The 15,061-nt window shown below is 44.0% G+C and carries 21 protein-coding genes; 12 read left to right on the top strand and 9 right to left on the bottom strand.

Annotated elements, in window-relative coordinates:
• Positions 1-29 precede the first annotated feature (29 nt).
• Positions 30-164: a type II toxin-antitoxin system RelE family toxin gene (locus ACP5L5_RS06990; RefSeq protein ID WP_428762615.1), complete on the top strand. Its 135-nt coding sequence runs from the start codon at positions 30-32 to the stop codon at positions 162-164.
• A 62-nt stretch (positions 165-226) separates the two neighbouring features.
• Here the strand turns inward: ACP5L5_RS06990 and ACP5L5_RS06985 are convergent, their stop codons facing one another.
• From ACP5L5_RS06985 to ACP5L5_RS06975, 3 genes are read right to left on the bottom strand one after another with little or no spacing between them, the layout of a single operon-like run.
• Positions 227-385, bottom strand: a complete 159-nt coding sequence (locus ACP5L5_RS06985) for a transposase (protein WP_428762613.1) — start codon at positions 383-385, stop codon at positions 227-229.
• Complete coding sequence (locus ACP5L5_RS06980; protein WP_428762611.1) at positions 382-789, bottom strand: hypothetical protein; 408 nt, start codon at positions 787-789, stop codon at positions 382-384. The genes ACP5L5_RS06985 and ACP5L5_RS06980 overlap by 4 nt, the downstream gene beginning before the upstream one ends.
• 57 nt (positions 790-846) lie before the next feature.
• Complete coding sequence (locus ACP5L5_RS06975) at positions 847-1,386, bottom strand: 30S ribosomal protein S4 (protein WP_428762609.1); 540 nt, start codon at positions 1,384-1,386, stop codon at positions 847-849.
• Positions 1,387-1,443: 57 nt separating this feature from the next.
• Here ACP5L5_RS06975 and ACP5L5_RS06970 point away from each other — a divergent pair, with 57 nt between their 5' ends.
• Genes ACP5L5_RS06970 through rrp4 form a run of 4 tightly spaced genes read left to right on the top strand, consistent with a single transcriptional unit; the run spans position 1,444 to position 4,593 of the window.
• Positions 1,444-2,313 carry an ABC transporter ATP-binding protein gene (locus tag ACP5L5_RS06970; protein ID WP_428762608.1) on the top strand — a complete coding sequence of 290 codons (870 nt, stop codon included), beginning with the start codon at positions 1,444-1,446 and terminating at the stop codon, positions 2,311-2,313.
• Entirely contained in the window at positions 2,300-3,058 is a 759-nt protein-coding gene (locus ACP5L5_RS06965) for an ABC transporter (protein ID WP_428762606.1), read from the top strand. Before ACP5L5_RS06970 ends, ACP5L5_RS06965 begins: the two co-directional genes overlap by 14 nt.
• Positions 3,059-3,105: 47 nt before the next feature.
• Positions 3,106-3,804: a ribosome assembly factor SBDS gene (locus ACP5L5_RS06960; RefSeq protein WP_428762604.1), complete on the top strand. Its 699-nt coding sequence runs from the start codon at positions 3,106-3,108 to the stop codon at positions 3,802-3,804.
• 51 nt (positions 3,805-3,855) lie between these two features.
• Complete coding sequence (gene rrp4, locus ACP5L5_RS06955; RefSeq protein ID WP_428762602.1) at positions 3,856-4,593, top strand: exosome complex RNA-binding protein Rrp4; 738 nt, start codon at positions 3,856-3,858, stop codon at positions 4,591-4,593.
• On the opposite strand, the gene ACP5L5_RS06950 is transcribed toward rrp4, so the two are convergent.
• Positions 4,562-5,536: an acyl-CoA thioesterase gene (locus ACP5L5_RS06950; RefSeq protein ID WP_428762600.1), complete on the bottom strand. Its 975-nt coding sequence runs from the start codon at positions 5,534-5,536 to the stop codon at positions 4,562-4,564. The two genes, rrp4 and ACP5L5_RS06950, sit on opposite strands and share 32 nt — an antisense overlap.
• 83 nt (positions 5,537-5,619) lie before the next feature.
• Between ACP5L5_RS06950 and ACP5L5_RS06945 the strand changes: the two genes are divergently transcribed.
• Together ACP5L5_RS06945 and ACP5L5_RS06940 are read left to right on the top strand one after the other, a co-directional pair.
• The gene (locus ACP5L5_RS06945) at positions 5,620-6,135 is read left to right on the top strand and encodes a nicotinamide-nucleotide adenylyltransferase (protein ID WP_428762598.1); all 516 of its coding nucleotides are present in this window, start codon (positions 5,620-5,622) and stop codon (positions 6,133-6,135) included.
• Positions 6,136-6,266: 131 nt separating this feature from the next.
• Positions 6,267-6,407, top strand: a complete 141-nt coding sequence (locus tag ACP5L5_RS06940) for a DNA-directed RNA polymerase subunit P (protein ID WP_048057262.1) — start codon at positions 6,267-6,269, stop codon at positions 6,405-6,407.
• A gap of 2 nt (positions 6,408-6,409) precedes the next feature.
• Here ACP5L5_RS06940 and ACP5L5_RS06935 read toward each other — a convergent pair whose 3' ends face one another.
• The 3 genes from ACP5L5_RS06935 to ACP5L5_RS06925 form a co-directional block, all read right to left on the bottom strand.
• The gene (locus ACP5L5_RS06935; RefSeq protein WP_428762596.1) at positions 6,410-7,468 is read right to left on the bottom strand and encodes an acetoin utilization protein AcuC; all 1,059 of its coding nucleotides are present in this window, start codon (positions 7,466-7,468) and stop codon (positions 6,410-6,412) included.
• 75 nt (positions 7,469-7,543) lie between these two features.
• A complete protein-coding gene (locus ACP5L5_RS06930) occupies positions 7,544-8,443 on the bottom strand; it encodes a hypothetical protein (RefSeq protein WP_013605053.1) in 900 nt (299 codons plus the stop codon).
• Positions 8,444-8,534: 91 nt separating this feature from the next.
• Positions 8,535-9,029 carry an HIT family protein gene (locus ACP5L5_RS06925; RefSeq protein ID WP_013605052.1) on the bottom strand — a complete coding sequence of 165 codons (495 nt, stop codon included), beginning with the start codon at positions 9,027-9,029 and terminating at the stop codon, positions 8,535-8,537.
• An 81-nt stretch (positions 9,030-9,110) separates the two neighbouring features.
• Here ACP5L5_RS06925 and ACP5L5_RS06920 point away from each other — a divergent pair, with 81 nt between their 5' ends.
• On the top strand, positions 9,111-9,383 hold the full coding sequence (locus ACP5L5_RS06920) for a hypothetical protein (RefSeq protein ID WP_013605051.1): 273 nt from the start codon (positions 9,111-9,113) through the stop codon (positions 9,381-9,383).
• A complete protein-coding gene (locus ACP5L5_RS06915; protein WP_428762594.1) occupies positions 9,355-10,431 on the top strand; it encodes an AAA family ATPase in 1,077 nt (358 codons plus the stop codon). The genes ACP5L5_RS06920 and ACP5L5_RS06915 overlap by 29 nt, the downstream gene beginning before the upstream one ends.
• Here the strand turns inward: ACP5L5_RS06915 and ACP5L5_RS06910 are convergent.
• Positions 10,421-11,605 (bottom strand): glycosyltransferase, encoded by a 1,185-nt coding sequence (locus tag ACP5L5_RS06910; RefSeq protein ID WP_428762592.1) that lies wholly within the window; start codon positions 11,603-11,605, stop codon positions 10,421-10,423. The genes ACP5L5_RS06915 and ACP5L5_RS06910 overlap by 11 nt on opposite strands.
• Before the next feature lie 145 nt (positions 11,606-11,750).
• Between ACP5L5_RS06910 and ACP5L5_RS06905 the strand changes: the two genes are divergently transcribed.
• On the top strand, positions 11,751-12,836 hold the full coding sequence (locus ACP5L5_RS06905) for a hypothetical protein (protein WP_428762590.1): 1,086 nt from the start codon (positions 11,751-11,753) through the stop codon (positions 12,834-12,836).
• A 1-nt stretch (position 12,837) separates the two neighbouring features.
• Here the strand turns inward: ACP5L5_RS06905 and ACP5L5_RS06900 are convergent, their stop codons facing one another.
• Complete coding sequence (locus ACP5L5_RS06900; protein WP_428762588.1) at positions 12,838-13,305, bottom strand: N-acetyltransferase family protein; 468 nt, start codon at positions 13,303-13,305, stop codon at positions 12,838-12,840.
• A gap of 64 nt (positions 13,306-13,369) precedes the next feature.
• Here ACP5L5_RS06900 and rrp41 point away from each other — a divergent pair, with 64 nt between their 5' ends.
• Together rrp41 and rrp42 are read left to right on the top strand one after the other, a co-directional pair.
• Positions 13,370-14,110, top strand: a complete 741-nt coding sequence (gene rrp41 / locus ACP5L5_RS06895; RefSeq protein WP_013605046.1) for an exosome complex exonuclease Rrp41 — start codon at positions 13,370-13,372, stop codon at positions 14,108-14,110.
• A gap of 56 nt (positions 14,111-14,166) precedes the next feature.
• Positions 14,167-15,018: an exosome complex protein Rrp42 gene (gene rrp42, locus ACP5L5_RS06890; RefSeq protein WP_428762586.1), complete on the top strand. Its 852-nt coding sequence runs from the start codon at positions 14,167-14,169 to the stop codon at positions 15,016-15,018.
• Positions 15,019-15,061 lie beyond the last annotated feature (43 nt).

Genomic DNA, 15,061 nt, shown 5'->3' with positions numbered 1-15,061 from the left:
GAAAGACCATTGAAAAACTTCCTAATGATGTGCGCGAAAGGATCCTCAATAGGATTAATGAATTAGCCAATAATCCGACCTGTGAAAAGGAGCTCAAGGGAAAACTCGGGGGACTATGCCGAGCAAGGGTTGGGGATTACAGAATAATTTACTTGATATCATGAGCAACGCGTAATAAGGATAATCGATGTGAGAAAGCAAGAAAACATTTATGAGAAGTTGTAGGTTACCTCATCCTCAGCACGGCATATCTAATTATTGGATCTGGAATGCTGTATAGCTCGCCGTCCTTAGCCAGGAACCCCATCTTGACAAGGTTATTTAAGTCCCTAGACAGTGTGGCATTCCTCGGTCTCACACCGAGCCTAGCCATTACGTACCTCATGACCTCTTCCTCGCCTCATTACGAAGCATTGAAGCCTTCTCAGCCTTCAACAAGCCCTCCGCCGTTAAGTACTCAACGAAGAACTCCTGGTAATCGCTATAGGCCTCAGCCAACCTACTAATCCTAGCATTAAGTATGTCGAACTTCTCATCAACATAACTCTTTAAATTCTTCTCAAGCCTATCAAAACGCTCATCAACCCTTTCAAACCTTTTATTCATCTCCTCAAATCTTTTATCTACCTCTTCAAACCTTCTATCTATTTCCTCGAATCTCTCATTGATTTGCCCAAACCTCATGTCTATTTCCTTGAACTTACCACCGAGCCAGTAAAGCGTTGTGCCTAGTATCGTGACTATAGTCACTATAGGCCCAATAATGCTAGCGATAAGCGTTGCATCCATGGCATATTGAATGCACTTAGCGTTAATAAATTCTTTTTGCCCTTATATCGACTATGATTATGCAGGCTGCGTCGTAGTGCCTTGTTGCTGTGTTAATAGTCTCTTCAGTATCGGGCTTGTTATTGCATAGGTCACCTTATCCTCAAGGCCCCTTGGCACTAGGTAACCTGGTGATTTGACTACCCTGCCATCAACGGCAATATGCCCATGAGTTACCAACTGCCTTGCCTCATAAATCGTCTTGGCCAAACCCCTCCTATAAACAATGGATTGCAACCTCCTATCCAGTATTGCCCTTACGTCAAGTGATAACACGGCATCAAGCGGTATTTCCTGTTCGGGAATAAAACCAGCCCTAAACAGCCTAGCCTTGAACTCAGTCTCAAGCCTAGCTCTCTGCTCAGTGGGCATTGAGAGCAGTGACCTGGCCCTGTGCTTTATTTCCCTGAGCATGGTCTTCGTAATCCACAGCTCCCTCTTATTCCTAAGGCCGTACTCACCAATCAACCTAAGCTCCTCCTCAAGCAACTGCCTATTCCAAAGTCTCCTCGGCTTACCACCAAGGTACTTCTTCCTTGATCTCTTTGGATCGCCCATTCAACGACATAGGCATAGAACCCTTTTTAAATTTGAGGTTCCTCAGCAGATCATGTAATGCAGGCAATAATGACAAGAAAATTGAGGAGGAGTTTCGGCAGCAAGGAGGTTTTGAGGGGTATAGATCTTGATGTTGATTATGGCGTGATAGCCGCATTACTCGGCCCAAATGGGGCAGGTAAGACGACGTTGATCAGGATATTAACGACAGAGTTGATGCCACATGGTGGTGAGGCCTATGTTGCTGGTTTCGATGTTGTTAGACAAGTCTCTGAGGTTAGGCGTAGAATCGCCGTAATACCCCAGGACGCTAGGCCCATATCCTACATGACTCCCTACGAATTCGTTTACTCATACTTACTACTCCGCGGCCTATCAAGGAGTGATGCTAGAGAGGCGACTCGGAATTCACTTGATGAACTTGGTCTTTGGGAACTTAGGAATACCCCTGTTTATCAATTGTCGGGCGGCATGATGAGGAGGGTTCTCGTAGCTGCAGTGCTTGCCTCAAACGCTGAGGTAGTATTTCTCGATGAACCAACAGTCGGTCTTGACGCAGCGTCTAGGCGCATTGTTTGGAATTCCCTGAGGCGATATAGTAATGGTGGCGCTTCGATATTCCTAACGACTCATTACATCGAGGAGGCTGAGCAGATATCGGATATTGTCCTCCTAATAGATAATGGTCTAGTAATAGCGCGGGGGCGGCCTAGTGAACTCATTGAGAAATTGCCTGGTAAGTACGTTGTTGAGTACCCAGCATCAATGAGTAATGGCTCATGCATTAGGGTTGGCTCTTCATGCTTCTCCTTCGTGAACTCCCTCGATGAGGTCGGCAATGGTGCTCTTAGAGTTTCGCCAAAGTCCCTTGAGCACTATGTCCTAGTTACTATTAAGTCCTGGGGTGAGGAGAGTGAGGAGGGTTAGGGGTGGTTTAAGGCATCAGTTAAGGGCTGTTTTGGTGCTCGCCTGGCTTAATGGGTTGTTGCCGATACTTAGGTCGCCACTGTGGACAATATCGACCCTAGCAACACCAATCTCATTACTCATATTACTCACAGTGCTTTATCGTGGAATTGGTATGATGATGGGCATTGTCGGTGGACTTGTTTGGACAATGCTCTCGAGTGGTACAGCCCTTATCGCTGATTCTGCTTACTATAGACTTGAGCTTAAGTTTCAGCAAATGATTGTGGCAACACCAACAAGTCCACTGGCATATACCATTGGCCTGGCGCTTAGTGAGATTGTCTTTACATTACCTGGTATTGTATTATTCGCAGTGCTATTGGCGCTTAGGGTAGTTATTGATTTATGGGGTGCCCTGGAGATTACCGCATCATTAATACTCCTTTGGTACGCCATTTCCTCCATAGCCTTCTACTCATCAACCCTATTCACATACATTAGGTATATCTGGGCTGTCGTTAGCCTACTGACGCTGGCGCTTGGGGTATTGCCCCCAGTTTACTACCCAGCCACGTACCTAGGCAGTGCCTGGTGGATTGCCTACCTAGTGCCGACATCAACAAGCGCCATGATAATTCAAAACGCAATTGGGATAACCCATTACTCTCTACTACAGGTGGGTGGTGCGTATCTCTCTAGTATTATTTGGTGTGTGATGGGTACCATCCTAACACTGAGGATTGCCAGATGGAGAACTCCATAGGTTATGTGTGGAAGAATTAAAAATTCCCCTGCATAGAACTAAATGATATGAGTAAGAGGAATTACGTGATTGCTAGGTATGAGAAGGATGGTTATGTTTTCGAAATACTTGTCGACCCTGACGCAGCCCTGGACATGAGGCTTGGCAAGTCTATAGGTATTGATAAGGTGTTGATTACAGACACAATATACAAGGACGCGAGGAAGGGCCTTAGGGCGAGTGAGGAGTCGTTAATAAGGGTTTTCAAGACCACAGACCCCAGGAAGGTTGCCGAGTTCATTGTTAAGAACGGCGAGTTACCGCTCACTGCCGACCAGAGGAAGAGACTCATTGAGCAGAAGAGGAAGCAGATCATTGATTGGATCAGTAGGAACTGCATAGACACTAGGACTAGGACTCCAGTACCTCCACAGAGGGTTGAGACCGCAATGCAGCAGGTGGATGTTGCCATAGACCCGTTCAAACCCATTGAGGAGCAGGTAAACGCCATAATAAAGGCTCTGCAAAAGATCCTACCTCTCAAGGTAGCAGTTAGTGTGCTTGAGGTGAGAGCTCCAGCCGAGTATGCGCATAAGGTTAGGGGTACGTTATCGAGGATGGGTAGGGTTGTTAAGGAGAGGTTTGAGGGTGATGGATCACTAGTGATGCAGCTCGAGGTCCCCGCTGGACTTCAGGACACTATTATTGCTAAGGTTAATGAGTTGACTCATGGTTCAGGGGATGTTAAGTTAATGTCAACATCATAGTAATTGAACTAGGATTAAAAATAAAATAGGGTGCCACAGGGTATTTTGATTATGCCTCTCTACGTTAGTGATAGGCAGATAGTGTTGCCGGGGGATGCCATAGCCACTAGGGACTATAATGTTGGTGGTAGTGTTTATTGGGATGGTGATGTAGCTTACTCCGCGGTTGTTGGTCTCATAAACATTAGGAGCGAGAGGGATGTGGAGGTAATACCACTCAGCGGTATTTATAAGCCTAGGGTTGGCGATGTAGTAATTGGTTACGTAGTTGATATAGGGCTCACTGGTTGGGTCATTGATATTAAGTCCCCATACTCAGCATACCTACCTGTCCAGGAAGCTACCCTAAAGCCCATTGACCTAACAACCATTGATTTAAAGAGCCTGCTGGGCATTGGCGATATAGTGCTCGCCAGAATAATAGACTACAACCTAACTAAGGACAACCCAGTAACGTTAACGCTTAAGGAGGCTAGACTTGGTAGGATTGAGAATGGCACACTGGTTGAGATTGACGCCGGCAAGGTGGCCAGGGTAATCGGTAGGAGGGGTTCAATGGTTAGTATATTTAGTGAGGAGCTTAATTGTGACGTCACCGTCGGCCAGAACGGTAGAGTTTGGATTAGGTGTAAAGACCCGGGGGATGAGACATTTATTGCCAGGATCATAAAGTTCATAGAGAGCGAGAGCCACACTAGTGGGTTAACGGATAGGGTCAGGTCAATAGTGACTCAGTATAAGGAGAAGAAGGCGGGCGCTAAGACTCAGGGCTCATCCACATCCTCTTAATCCTCGTCAACTCCTCATCCCTAACCTGCCTCCTCCTCTCACCCTCAGTGAACAAACTCTTCTCATAGTCATTAATAGGCACGTACTCAGGCACTGGGGCTGGTCTCCCATTACTATCGACGTGAACATATGTATAGTATGCCGTACATACATGCCTTGCCTGTCCATACGCACCCTCAGCAATTACATCAAGCATTATCTCCATTGACGCCTTACCAACGTAGGTAATTCCAGCTCTAATTGTGACTATGTCACCAACCCTAATTGGTGCGTAAAACGCTGTTTCATCCACGGAACCCGTCACTGCAGCACCACCTGAGTACCTAGCCGCGAGTAGTCCCGCTATCTCATCAAGCCACGCCAATAATCTACCACCAGACACTAGGTTACCAACGAAGGCATCCGATGGCGTTGCCCAACGACTAGAATCAACGCGCCACCTAAGTCCCCTAGTTGGATCCGTTATGTCGAATCTCTTGAACTTCCTGTCCCCGATTTTCTTCCTTCTCTCCTCATACCTCTTCTTAGCCTCCTCATAGAGCTGCCTCTCATTATCTGCCGGCTCTAGCACATTATTTATTGGCCTTGGAACTCCATACTCATCAACAGCCACGTAGGAGGCAGTTGTCATAGTAACTAATTCCTGCTTACCACCTAGGCTCTCCTTCCATGCCTCTATCCTTACCTCCATTGATGATGCGCCCACATACTCAACCCTTGCCTTAAGTATTACGAATTCTCCAAGCCTGACAGGCCTTATGAAGAAGTGCCTATCTAGGTATGCAAGGACTGCTGGGCCTCTTGAGAATCGCGTGGCGGCTACCGTGCCTATGTTGGCCATCCACTCGAGCATTCGACCGCCGAATAAATTACCCAGGGAATTAATGTCGAAGGGCTGTACTGCCTCGACAAGTACTACCTCCGTCTCCTTAATACTAACCATATTAGTATACTCCTTGATACTCATTAATTTAAGCATAATCATTTAGGAAATAGATAAAATAACCCCTCATTAACTGGCACTGTATGGTAAGGGCATTGTTTGTTGGGAGGTTTCAACCATTGCATAGGGGGCATGAGGAAGTAATTAAGTGGATATTAAGTAGGCATGACGAGTTAGTTATTGCAATTGGATCCGCTAATGAGTCGTTTACGCTTAGGAACCCGTTCACTGTTGGTGAGAGGATTGAAATGCTCCACTCAATGCTTAAGGAGTTAAACCTAATCAATAGGGCCCTCTATTGCGCCGTACCCGATACGAAGGGCGATTCAGCCCTATGGTATGCCTATGTCCGTGAGCAATGCCCATCATTCGACATAGCCTACACGAATGATGAATTCACGAAGTTATGCCTTGAATACGGCGGCATTAAAGTCCTTAATACACCGTTCTTCAATAAGGAGGTTTATAGTGGTACGAGGATTAGGGAGTTGATGGCTGCTGGTGATAGGTCATGGCAGGGTTTCGTGGCCACGGGGGTATTGCCAATCCTGAGCAGGATTAATGCCGAGGATAGAGTTCGGAGAATAGTACAAAAATAAATTTAAGGGGTCTGCTTCATCAATACGGCGTGAGTGAGGAATTCTTTGAGGAGGGTGGTGAGAGGGAACCAACTAGTACATTGAGTGGGGAAGGCGGTGAGGAGACCACTGGTGAGGTTGCTGGTCGAAAGATGTACATGTGCCTCAGATGCGGTAGGGTGTTTTCACTCGAGGACATGATAACACCTGGTGTCCACTGCCCATACTGTGGATATAGAATTATTATTAAAATAAGGTCCTTCCAGACAAAGAGGGTATCACATATTGAGTAGGTTTAGATACCGAATCTTTGTTTCACAGCGTCTATCACGTATAATGCCTCCTCGTAATAACGCCCAGGGGTTCTCGTAGGCTCCGGATCGAGGTAGTTCGAGTACTGACTAAGCTTACCTGGGTCTGTGAGTAACACGGTGGCGAGGAACCAGGTCTTAACGGTATTCCAAACATCATAACCTCCACCACCAGTCATGACCAACCTACCACCAGCATACTTATGCGCCATCTCATGAATAATACTGAGCACCTTGAGGTATGATGCCGTGGTTAGATCAAGTATCCCCAATTCATCACCAGTGTGTGCATCAACACCAAACTGAAGAACCAGGAACTCAGGTGAGTACCTGTCAAGCATTGGCTTTATTACCTCATCAATTACTATTGAGTATAAATCATCACCTGTATGAGGCGGTAATGGTATGTTTACCTTAAGTCCCTTACCAGGGCCTACACCATCCTCATCAATCCAACCAGTGCCTGGGTAGAAGCGGCCGTCATAACCGTGAGTCGATATTAACAAGACATCCTCGTTGTTAAATACCTCCTGCGTGCCATCTGCATGGTGAACATCAACATCAACCACAGCCACACGCCTTACACCATGGTTCCTAAGCCACTTAATGGCTATGGCTATGTCATTATAGACACAGAAACCCGCAGCCTCACCTGGCTTGGCATGGTGGAAACCACCACCTGGGTTGAAACCATGTACATACTTATTGGCGTTAACGAGCTTTGTAACAAGTAATGTACCGCCAACCCTGATGGCCGCTGCCTCATGAACACCCCTAAAGGCTGGCGTATCTCCGTAATCCAAGTAACCCACACCATTAGCACTAGCCTTCTTAACATACTCTATGTAATCCTTAGTATGAACTAGCATTAACTCATCATCAGAGGCAAGCTCAGGCTCCACTAAGTCAACGTAAGTCCCCAATAGGTCGTGCTCCCTGAGCAATTCTATCAATTTCTGCTCCCTATACGGCTTAAAGGGGTGCCATGGCCCGAAATCATAGTTCAAGTACTTATCCGAGTACGAGAGTACAAGTTTCTCCATAATCTAATTATATAGGAATAAAGAATAATTAAGTTTTCTGAATACTTACCCATGGTATTTAATACTTAGGTAAAATCACTGAAGGTGAATCTCAGAAATCTCCACGTCGAAGTAATGCTCAATTAAATTATTATCTATTAAGGCATTCAATAATGCCTGTGATTTATCACTGGCTCTAATGATTAATTTATTTCCATCAACACCTATTAGGAAGCCATGAACCCTAAGTACATTAGATATATTATCAATATCGCCATTAACCTTAACCACAACCTCCAGTGGCTTAGTCTCCTGCCTCTTAATGCTGTGCTCCTTAATTAACTGAATAATTTCACTGGCAATCTCGCGTATTTCTGCATCCCTAGGTATTGAGAGGATTATTGTGGGGTAACTCTCATATGAGAAGTGATTAACGAAATCAGCTGGGTCTGAATCAATGGACCCATAATCATTAACCCTTATTGGCTCTGGGGTACTTATTGACCATTTATCAGAACTTACAAGCATTACTATGAGTTCGGGATTTATTTCATGGATTAAATTATGGAGTTTAATTGAGTACTTGCTCTTGAGGGTTAATGCATCATACCTTACGGGAATTCCCTCATCATCAATTGAGTAGAATGGGTCTTTTCCGCGGATGATGTCCCATGAATTGAAGGGCCATGGATTCACCATAGGTACTATCCTTATTGACCACCTGGAGAGTTGTGAGGCGCTAAATGTTGGTATTGAGTATACGTGGTTTACGCACTTATTAAGCAACATATAGATTAATGCATTGCCTATTCTGTAGTCATTTATTGAGAAGCCCGTCACCAAGAGAACCCGCTTAACCCCACCACCAATTGTTAATACTAGGAAGTCCTTATCTGTTGATGACCCGCATTTAAGTGAATTCATTAGTGAATATACGTACTTAGGCGTAACCACATCCGTAAGTAATGCCTTCAAAGGCTCACCTGTAAATGGCACTTAACTCCGTTAATTCAAGCATTTATAAAAAGTACATCCTTAGAGAACTAATCACTATATTATATGAATTATGCAATTTATGAAGGAATGACTATGCAGAACCGCTCATAAGTTGTGAAATAACCTCCCTAAGTTTACCCGCTATCTCCTTTGTTTGGTTCATGACTGCCTCAGGACTTGTTGAATTAAATGATATTACTGAGGGCTTTGGAACAACGTGAATATGCATGTGCTCCTCAATGCCTGCGCCGGCAACCCTACCAATGTTAATACCCACATCAAAATCCCCATAGTTAATTCCCAGGACCTTTACCAACGCCTTAATAATCACTATTAATAGTGCCGCGCATTCGCTTAGTTCATTCTCGCTTAGGTCAGTAATTGATGAGACATGCCTATTGGGTACTATCATAACATGACCAACATTGTATGGGTACTTATTCATAACAATGAAGCAGTACTTACCCCTGTAAACGACCAATCCGTCATCATTACCATGTAGGTAAGCACACAATACGCACTCCTCACCCTTATTGTTCGTAGACCTTATGTAGGTCCAACGCCACGGTGTAAAGACAACCTCCATCCAATGCATTCATACCCTGAGACTAAATAAATGCTTACCCTGTGGAAAAGGTATTTTACGCCTTAAACGGAGTGTTATGTAATGACTAGGATAATCCATGTTAGGAAATTCATACCACTTAATGTGAACGTTGGTCAGCTAGTTAGGAGTGTGGAGTTTGATGTCGCATTGAATAGGCTTGATGATTCATTAAATAAGGCATTGAGTGAGTTAAGTAGTATTGTTGGATCGCGCAATATTAGGCAGGTTGGCATTAATGTTAGTAATGTGAATCTCGGTAATATAAGCGGAATACTAATAATAGCCTATGCATTGGTTGATGAGGATGACGAGACTCGTGAAGGCAATCATTAAGGGCTTTAAGGGATTGAGCGAGGAATTAACAATTAACTTTAGTGGTAATACCATAATTGTTGGGCGTAGTGGGTCAGGTAAGACGAGCCTAATGGAGGCCCTGACACTCCTAATGCAGAGTAGGGGTGAGGAGTGGCTTGTCCTGGAGGGTAATTACATAGTTATACATGAACCGGAGGATTTGGTCTATGGCCTAGATCTAAACGAGGAGGTGAGGGTTGGTGCTTATTATGAGGTTGATGAGGATGGTGAGAAACTTGGCCGTAGTATCGGCCTTGAATTAAATAGGGGCTCTATAATAGGTTATCATTATAGCTTTAGACTCAGTGATTACTGGGTTCGCCAGGAAATATACCTAGGTAATGATCTCGTGGCCGCCATTGAGAAGGTCGGTAATGAAGGATTAATGAAGTACCCAGTAAATGCTAGGCTTTGCATTACGCCAACCCATGTTATTCATGAGGATGCGTTTATGGTATGTGATGGTGACGTATCGAGAAAGGCATACTCACTGGCATTCATCCTTAGGAACATGCTCAAGAATAAGTTTTACTACCTTGGTGAGGGTAGGGTCTGTTGGTGGAAGAGGGATTATGAAACCACGGTTGATCTACCGAGTAATTCCGTGGGTTCTGACGGTCAATATACCGTACATCAACTCTCAGTGATAGAGACAAGGCCTGAGTATGAGGGTGTGTATAATGAATTAATGGAGTTGGTAAGTGAGCTTGGTATAGAGGGCATTAAGGCTGGTTTTACGGCTCCAAAGAGGATTTCCGGGTATGTTAAGGTGAGAGGTAAGTGGGTCCCCATGTACCATGCCGGTCTTAAGGTGAAGGCATTATTACCAGTAATAGTTCAATTAGCGCTTACACCACCGGGTTCAGTGTTGCTTATTGATAGTATTGACCTAGGGCTTACACCTGATGAATTAAATGTTGTGGTTGATATTGTGAATAGGATTGCCAGTAGGGTTGGTTATCAAGTAATAATGAGTAGTAAGACCGCTCCTACTGTTAATGTAAAGGTTGTGAATATTAGCGAGTAGTCTTTAACCAATTATTGATTGGTACTAGTGGTGATGTTATTGTCACAGTGCCCAATAATAACCAATAAATGGGTAATAATACGATGGCTTTTCCCATGTTCATGCTTTCATTTATAAAATCACGCATTAGGTACAGAACCACAATCTCTGATATTACCATCGCGAGAACTAATTGATAGAGGGAAGCCAGTGCGTATACCTTGGTTATCACCACCATGTAGGTAACAGCGATAAAACCCACTGCGGAAATAAATAGTAATGCCGGTGGTAATGCTATCAATATGTACAGTATTAATACCCTCAATGCATAGTTTAATTGAACGCCTTGCTTAAATATTAGGACGAGGTTTTGGGCATAACCCTTATTCCACCTAATCCTCTGTCTTATGAAGCTAATAATATTCACAGGCGCTAATTCATAAACGTAAGAATCAAGGAGACCCACTGAGTATCCACGACTAGTTAACCTTAACGATAGTAATGCATCCTCAGCCATGCTCTGCGGTATTGAGTCAACAATGTCCCTCCTTATGAAGAGACCCTCCCCGGATAATGGCGTTATCCTCACGGTAGACCTTAGGAATGGTATTATCGCATTATACCAAACTATTGATTCTAGGTACATTAAACCACCAAGCACACTACTCCTGAACCTATACACCCTGGTGCCCACGGCTGCGTAATTCCTCTCAATCATTAGGAGAATGGCATTAAGGACCTGGTCGTTTGGGAATACGTCATCCGCATCGTAAAAGCCAATAATTAAGCCTCCTGCGTATTTCATGGCGGTGTTCATGGCCACGGCCTTAAGCCTACGTCCCGAGTTCTCATTAATTACCATCTTAACATCCAGTGAACTTAGGAACTTCCCCACAGCCTTTAATGCCTCGTTAAGTGTATGGGTATCGTCCCTATCAACAACTATCAAAACCTCAAGAAGGTTTTTAGGGTAGTTCTGTGATGATATACTGTCGAGCGTCTTCTCAATACTTTGCCTTCTCTCCTTATAAACAGGTAATACTATTGAGACCTTTGGTAAACTCTCTACCTGGGTGTTTGTTAATGTTGGTCTCTCGTATGTGTGGATCCTCCTTGAAACGAGGTATTGTATTGCCCATAATGATGTACCAATTATTATTAATATCTCTAGTATTTCAACCGCATCAACCATCATATTATGGGTATCTATATTTAGGTCATTTAAAGCATTTTTACTCACATAATTTTATCACTACAGTGAGGCAATGCAGTATTTAACGAGGTATTACTTACTATGGTTAAAATGAGCATTTTAAATATTCGCAGGATAATAGGCAATTGTGGACCTGAGCATTAGGATTATTCAGGAAAGTGATGAGTATCAGGTAATTATTGAGGGTGATGGAGTAACGAGGATCCTAAAGGCCAGGTCAATTAATGAATTAATGAGCTCATTAAATAATGAGATTAGGGATTTATTAACGACTAGGGAAAGTTCCGATACCCTGAGATCAAGCACATGCACCCTAAGAGGCTGGTATATTAGGCTACCTGTCGCTAAGCTCCTTGAAATAGTCACATTCCTGGTAAGGAATAGGCAGGGTGATGATACGGAGAACCTAATGAAGTACCTGGATTCCCATGGACTTAGTAGATCGAACTATAGAGTAATTATACCAACCCTGTCAGCACTGGGTCTTTGGAAGCAGGGTAGAATAACGAGGGAGGCTGAGGAATTGGGGAAGGCCGTGATTGATGGGACCCAGGAATTACCAAACATACTATATAGGATAGCCACTAGGAATTGTGCGTTGAAGGAGGTTATTGATAGGCTGGCTGAGGGCCTTTCAATTAATGATGCAATAAAGCTCCTAGGCCTTACAAGGAGAGATGAGATTAATTACACGAGTAATTTGTTGGAGATAATAATGAGTAGTGATGAGTTTAAGTGCCTACAGTATTCCAAGACCCTAGAGAATTACTTAAAGAGCGGGGGTTGCTTTATAGCATTAGAACCGCCGAGAAATTGCGTATTGAATCAAGTGATTACGGTATTTAATTACCTAATGAATAGTAAGGGCTTTTATATGATGAGTATTTTGAGTGATGTTGATGTTACAATAAACCTAAACCTAGTTAGTACTCAATTAAGTGATGAGCATGCATTAATCATACAGGGTGGTAAACCCGTTGGTGCCTTAATTGGTGATGTCATAACCACTAATAATAACTATGCACCTAGGGCTAGGGAAGCCGTGGATAGGCTTGAACCAATAGCGACAAGGATAATTAAGGCTAATAACCTTTTATTCAGCATGATAGTGGTGCCCATAGTCATAGGGGATGAGTGCCCTAAGGTAAAGGCCTACGTTATGGTTGGTAATAAAATGGGTGACTGGATCGCGAGAGTTTTTGACCTTCCCTAACCTAGGTCTCCCTAGCATACACACTAACGAGTGATCTAAATCCCATCTTATTATAGAAGTTTATGGCTATTTGATTCTGTGTTGGGAACTCCGCAGTTATTAACTGGGCACCCCTCTCACGGAGCATTGCTATGGCCTTCTCAAGCATCATCTTACCCAACCCCTTACGCCTGTACTCAGGCATTACGTAGAAGTCCACAATGGCGCCCTCAATACTTGGTGAGTAGAATAATCGCTCCCTAATGTCCGCCTTCAGCACACCAACTATCTTCCCCATATCCTCAGCAACAAGTATCAGGTGACCCTTACTATCATGTATTGCGTTTAATAGGTATTCCCTGGCGCGTTCTGCGCAGTCATTCCTCGCGCTAAATAGGGGGTCGAATTCACTATTGAGTCGTTTTAACCTGACCACAAGGTCAATTAAGGTTTCCACGTCACTTTCCCGAGCTTCCCTAAGTGTAACCATACTGGTAACTGAAGAAATTTTACCCCTAAAAATACTTTTATATCAAAAATAAAGATGGGGATTAATGGGTAAGCAACCACCAGTACCATTGATAGTTAATGATAGGAGGAGCGATGGGAGATTACCCAATGAGCATAGACCAGTTAGGATGGAGGTTGGCGTAATAAGTAATGCCGAGGGTAGCGCATTAGTTGCCTATGGAAATACCGTAATCCTCGCTGCAGTTTATGGGCCGAGGGAAGTACCGCAAAAGCACCTTGAATTACCAGACAAGGCCATACTGAGGGTTAGGTACCACATGATCCCATTCAGCACCTCTGAGGGTAGGAAGAGCCCAACGCCATCTAGGAGAGAGATTGAGATTTCCAAGGTCATTAGGACGGCGCTCGAACCCGTAGTTATCCTCGAGAGATTCCCAAGAACCACAATAGATGTGTATATCGAGGTACTCCAGGCCGATGGTAGTACTAGGGTTACTGGAATAACTGCGGCTTCACTGGCGTTGGCAGATGCTGGTATACCCATGAGGGATTTATTGGTTGGTGTATCGGTGGGTAAGGTATCTGGGACAATAATTGTTGATTTGAACCAGCTTGAGGATCAGTATGGTGAGGGTGACATGCCCCTTGCCATAATGTATGGTCGCGGATTAATAACCCTGATGCAGGCAGATGGTGAGTGGACACCCACTGAGGTTAATCAAGCAGTTGAGCTAGCCTTCAAGGCTGCTGAGCAGATATATAGGTTGCAGAAGGACGTACTTAAGAATAAGTATGTCGAACCATCAATGACACTAACCATTTAGTATTAAAAGCCCTTAAGACGAATAAAATTAAAAGGGCTTAAGTAATAGTCCCCTAAATGCTGAGCGTAACTCAGGAGAAAGGTGTTATTCCGAAGCTTAAGCAAGACGTTATGAGGAAAATGATTGAGCAGGGTGTTAGGATTGATAATAGGGGATTGAATGATTATAGAGAATTAAGTATTAGGGTTGGTGTTGTGAGGACCGCCGATGGAAGCTCCCTAGTATCCCTCGGTAATACTAAGGTGATGGCTGGGGTAAAGGTTGAGGTTGGAAAACCCTTCGAAGATACTCCAGATGAGGGCGCATTAATAGTAAACCTGGAAATTGCACCAGCTGCATCCCCAGACATAGAGCCTGGACCACCTGATGAGAATGCCATTGAGATTGCCAGGGTAGTAGATAGGGCAATAAGGCATAGTGGTTTTCTGAATTTTAAGTCATTATCAATAGTAACGGGTAGGCACGCATGGTTCCTTTGGGTTGACATATACGTACTTAACCATGATGGCAACCTAGTGGATGCATCCACAATAGCCGCCATAACCGCATTAATGAATACTGCATTACCTAAGGTAGAGCTTGACCCAGCAGGTAATATATTGAGGATAGACAGGAGCAATAAATCGCCTTTGGCACTTAATGTCGATAAATTACCATTAACAATAACCCACGCCAAGCTAGGGAACTTCCTACTGGTAGACCCAACGCGGGAGGAGGAGGATCTATCCGATGGAATTTACATAACTGGCATAGCTGGGGGTAATGTCGTGGCTATACAAAAGGTTACTGGTGCTTTCACTAAGGATGAGGTGAATTACATGATTAGTAATTCTGTTAATCAATACGTAAAGCTCAAGAACGTGATAACGAGTATTATGGCGAACCCGCAAACGGACCTTAAATTGTGAACTGACCTCCTCCCCGCCCTGAAGGGCGAGGCTTGTCATTTTT

It is taken from the genome of Vulcanisaeta sp., assembly GCF_049966235.1.
GTDB classification, from domain to species: Archaea; Thermoproteota; Thermoprotei; order Thermoproteales; family Thermocladiaceae; genus Vulcanisaeta; species Vulcanisaeta moutnovskia.
The sequence above is the reverse complement of the archived record's forward strand: the minus strand, read 5'-3'. Positions and strand labels throughout refer to the sequence as shown.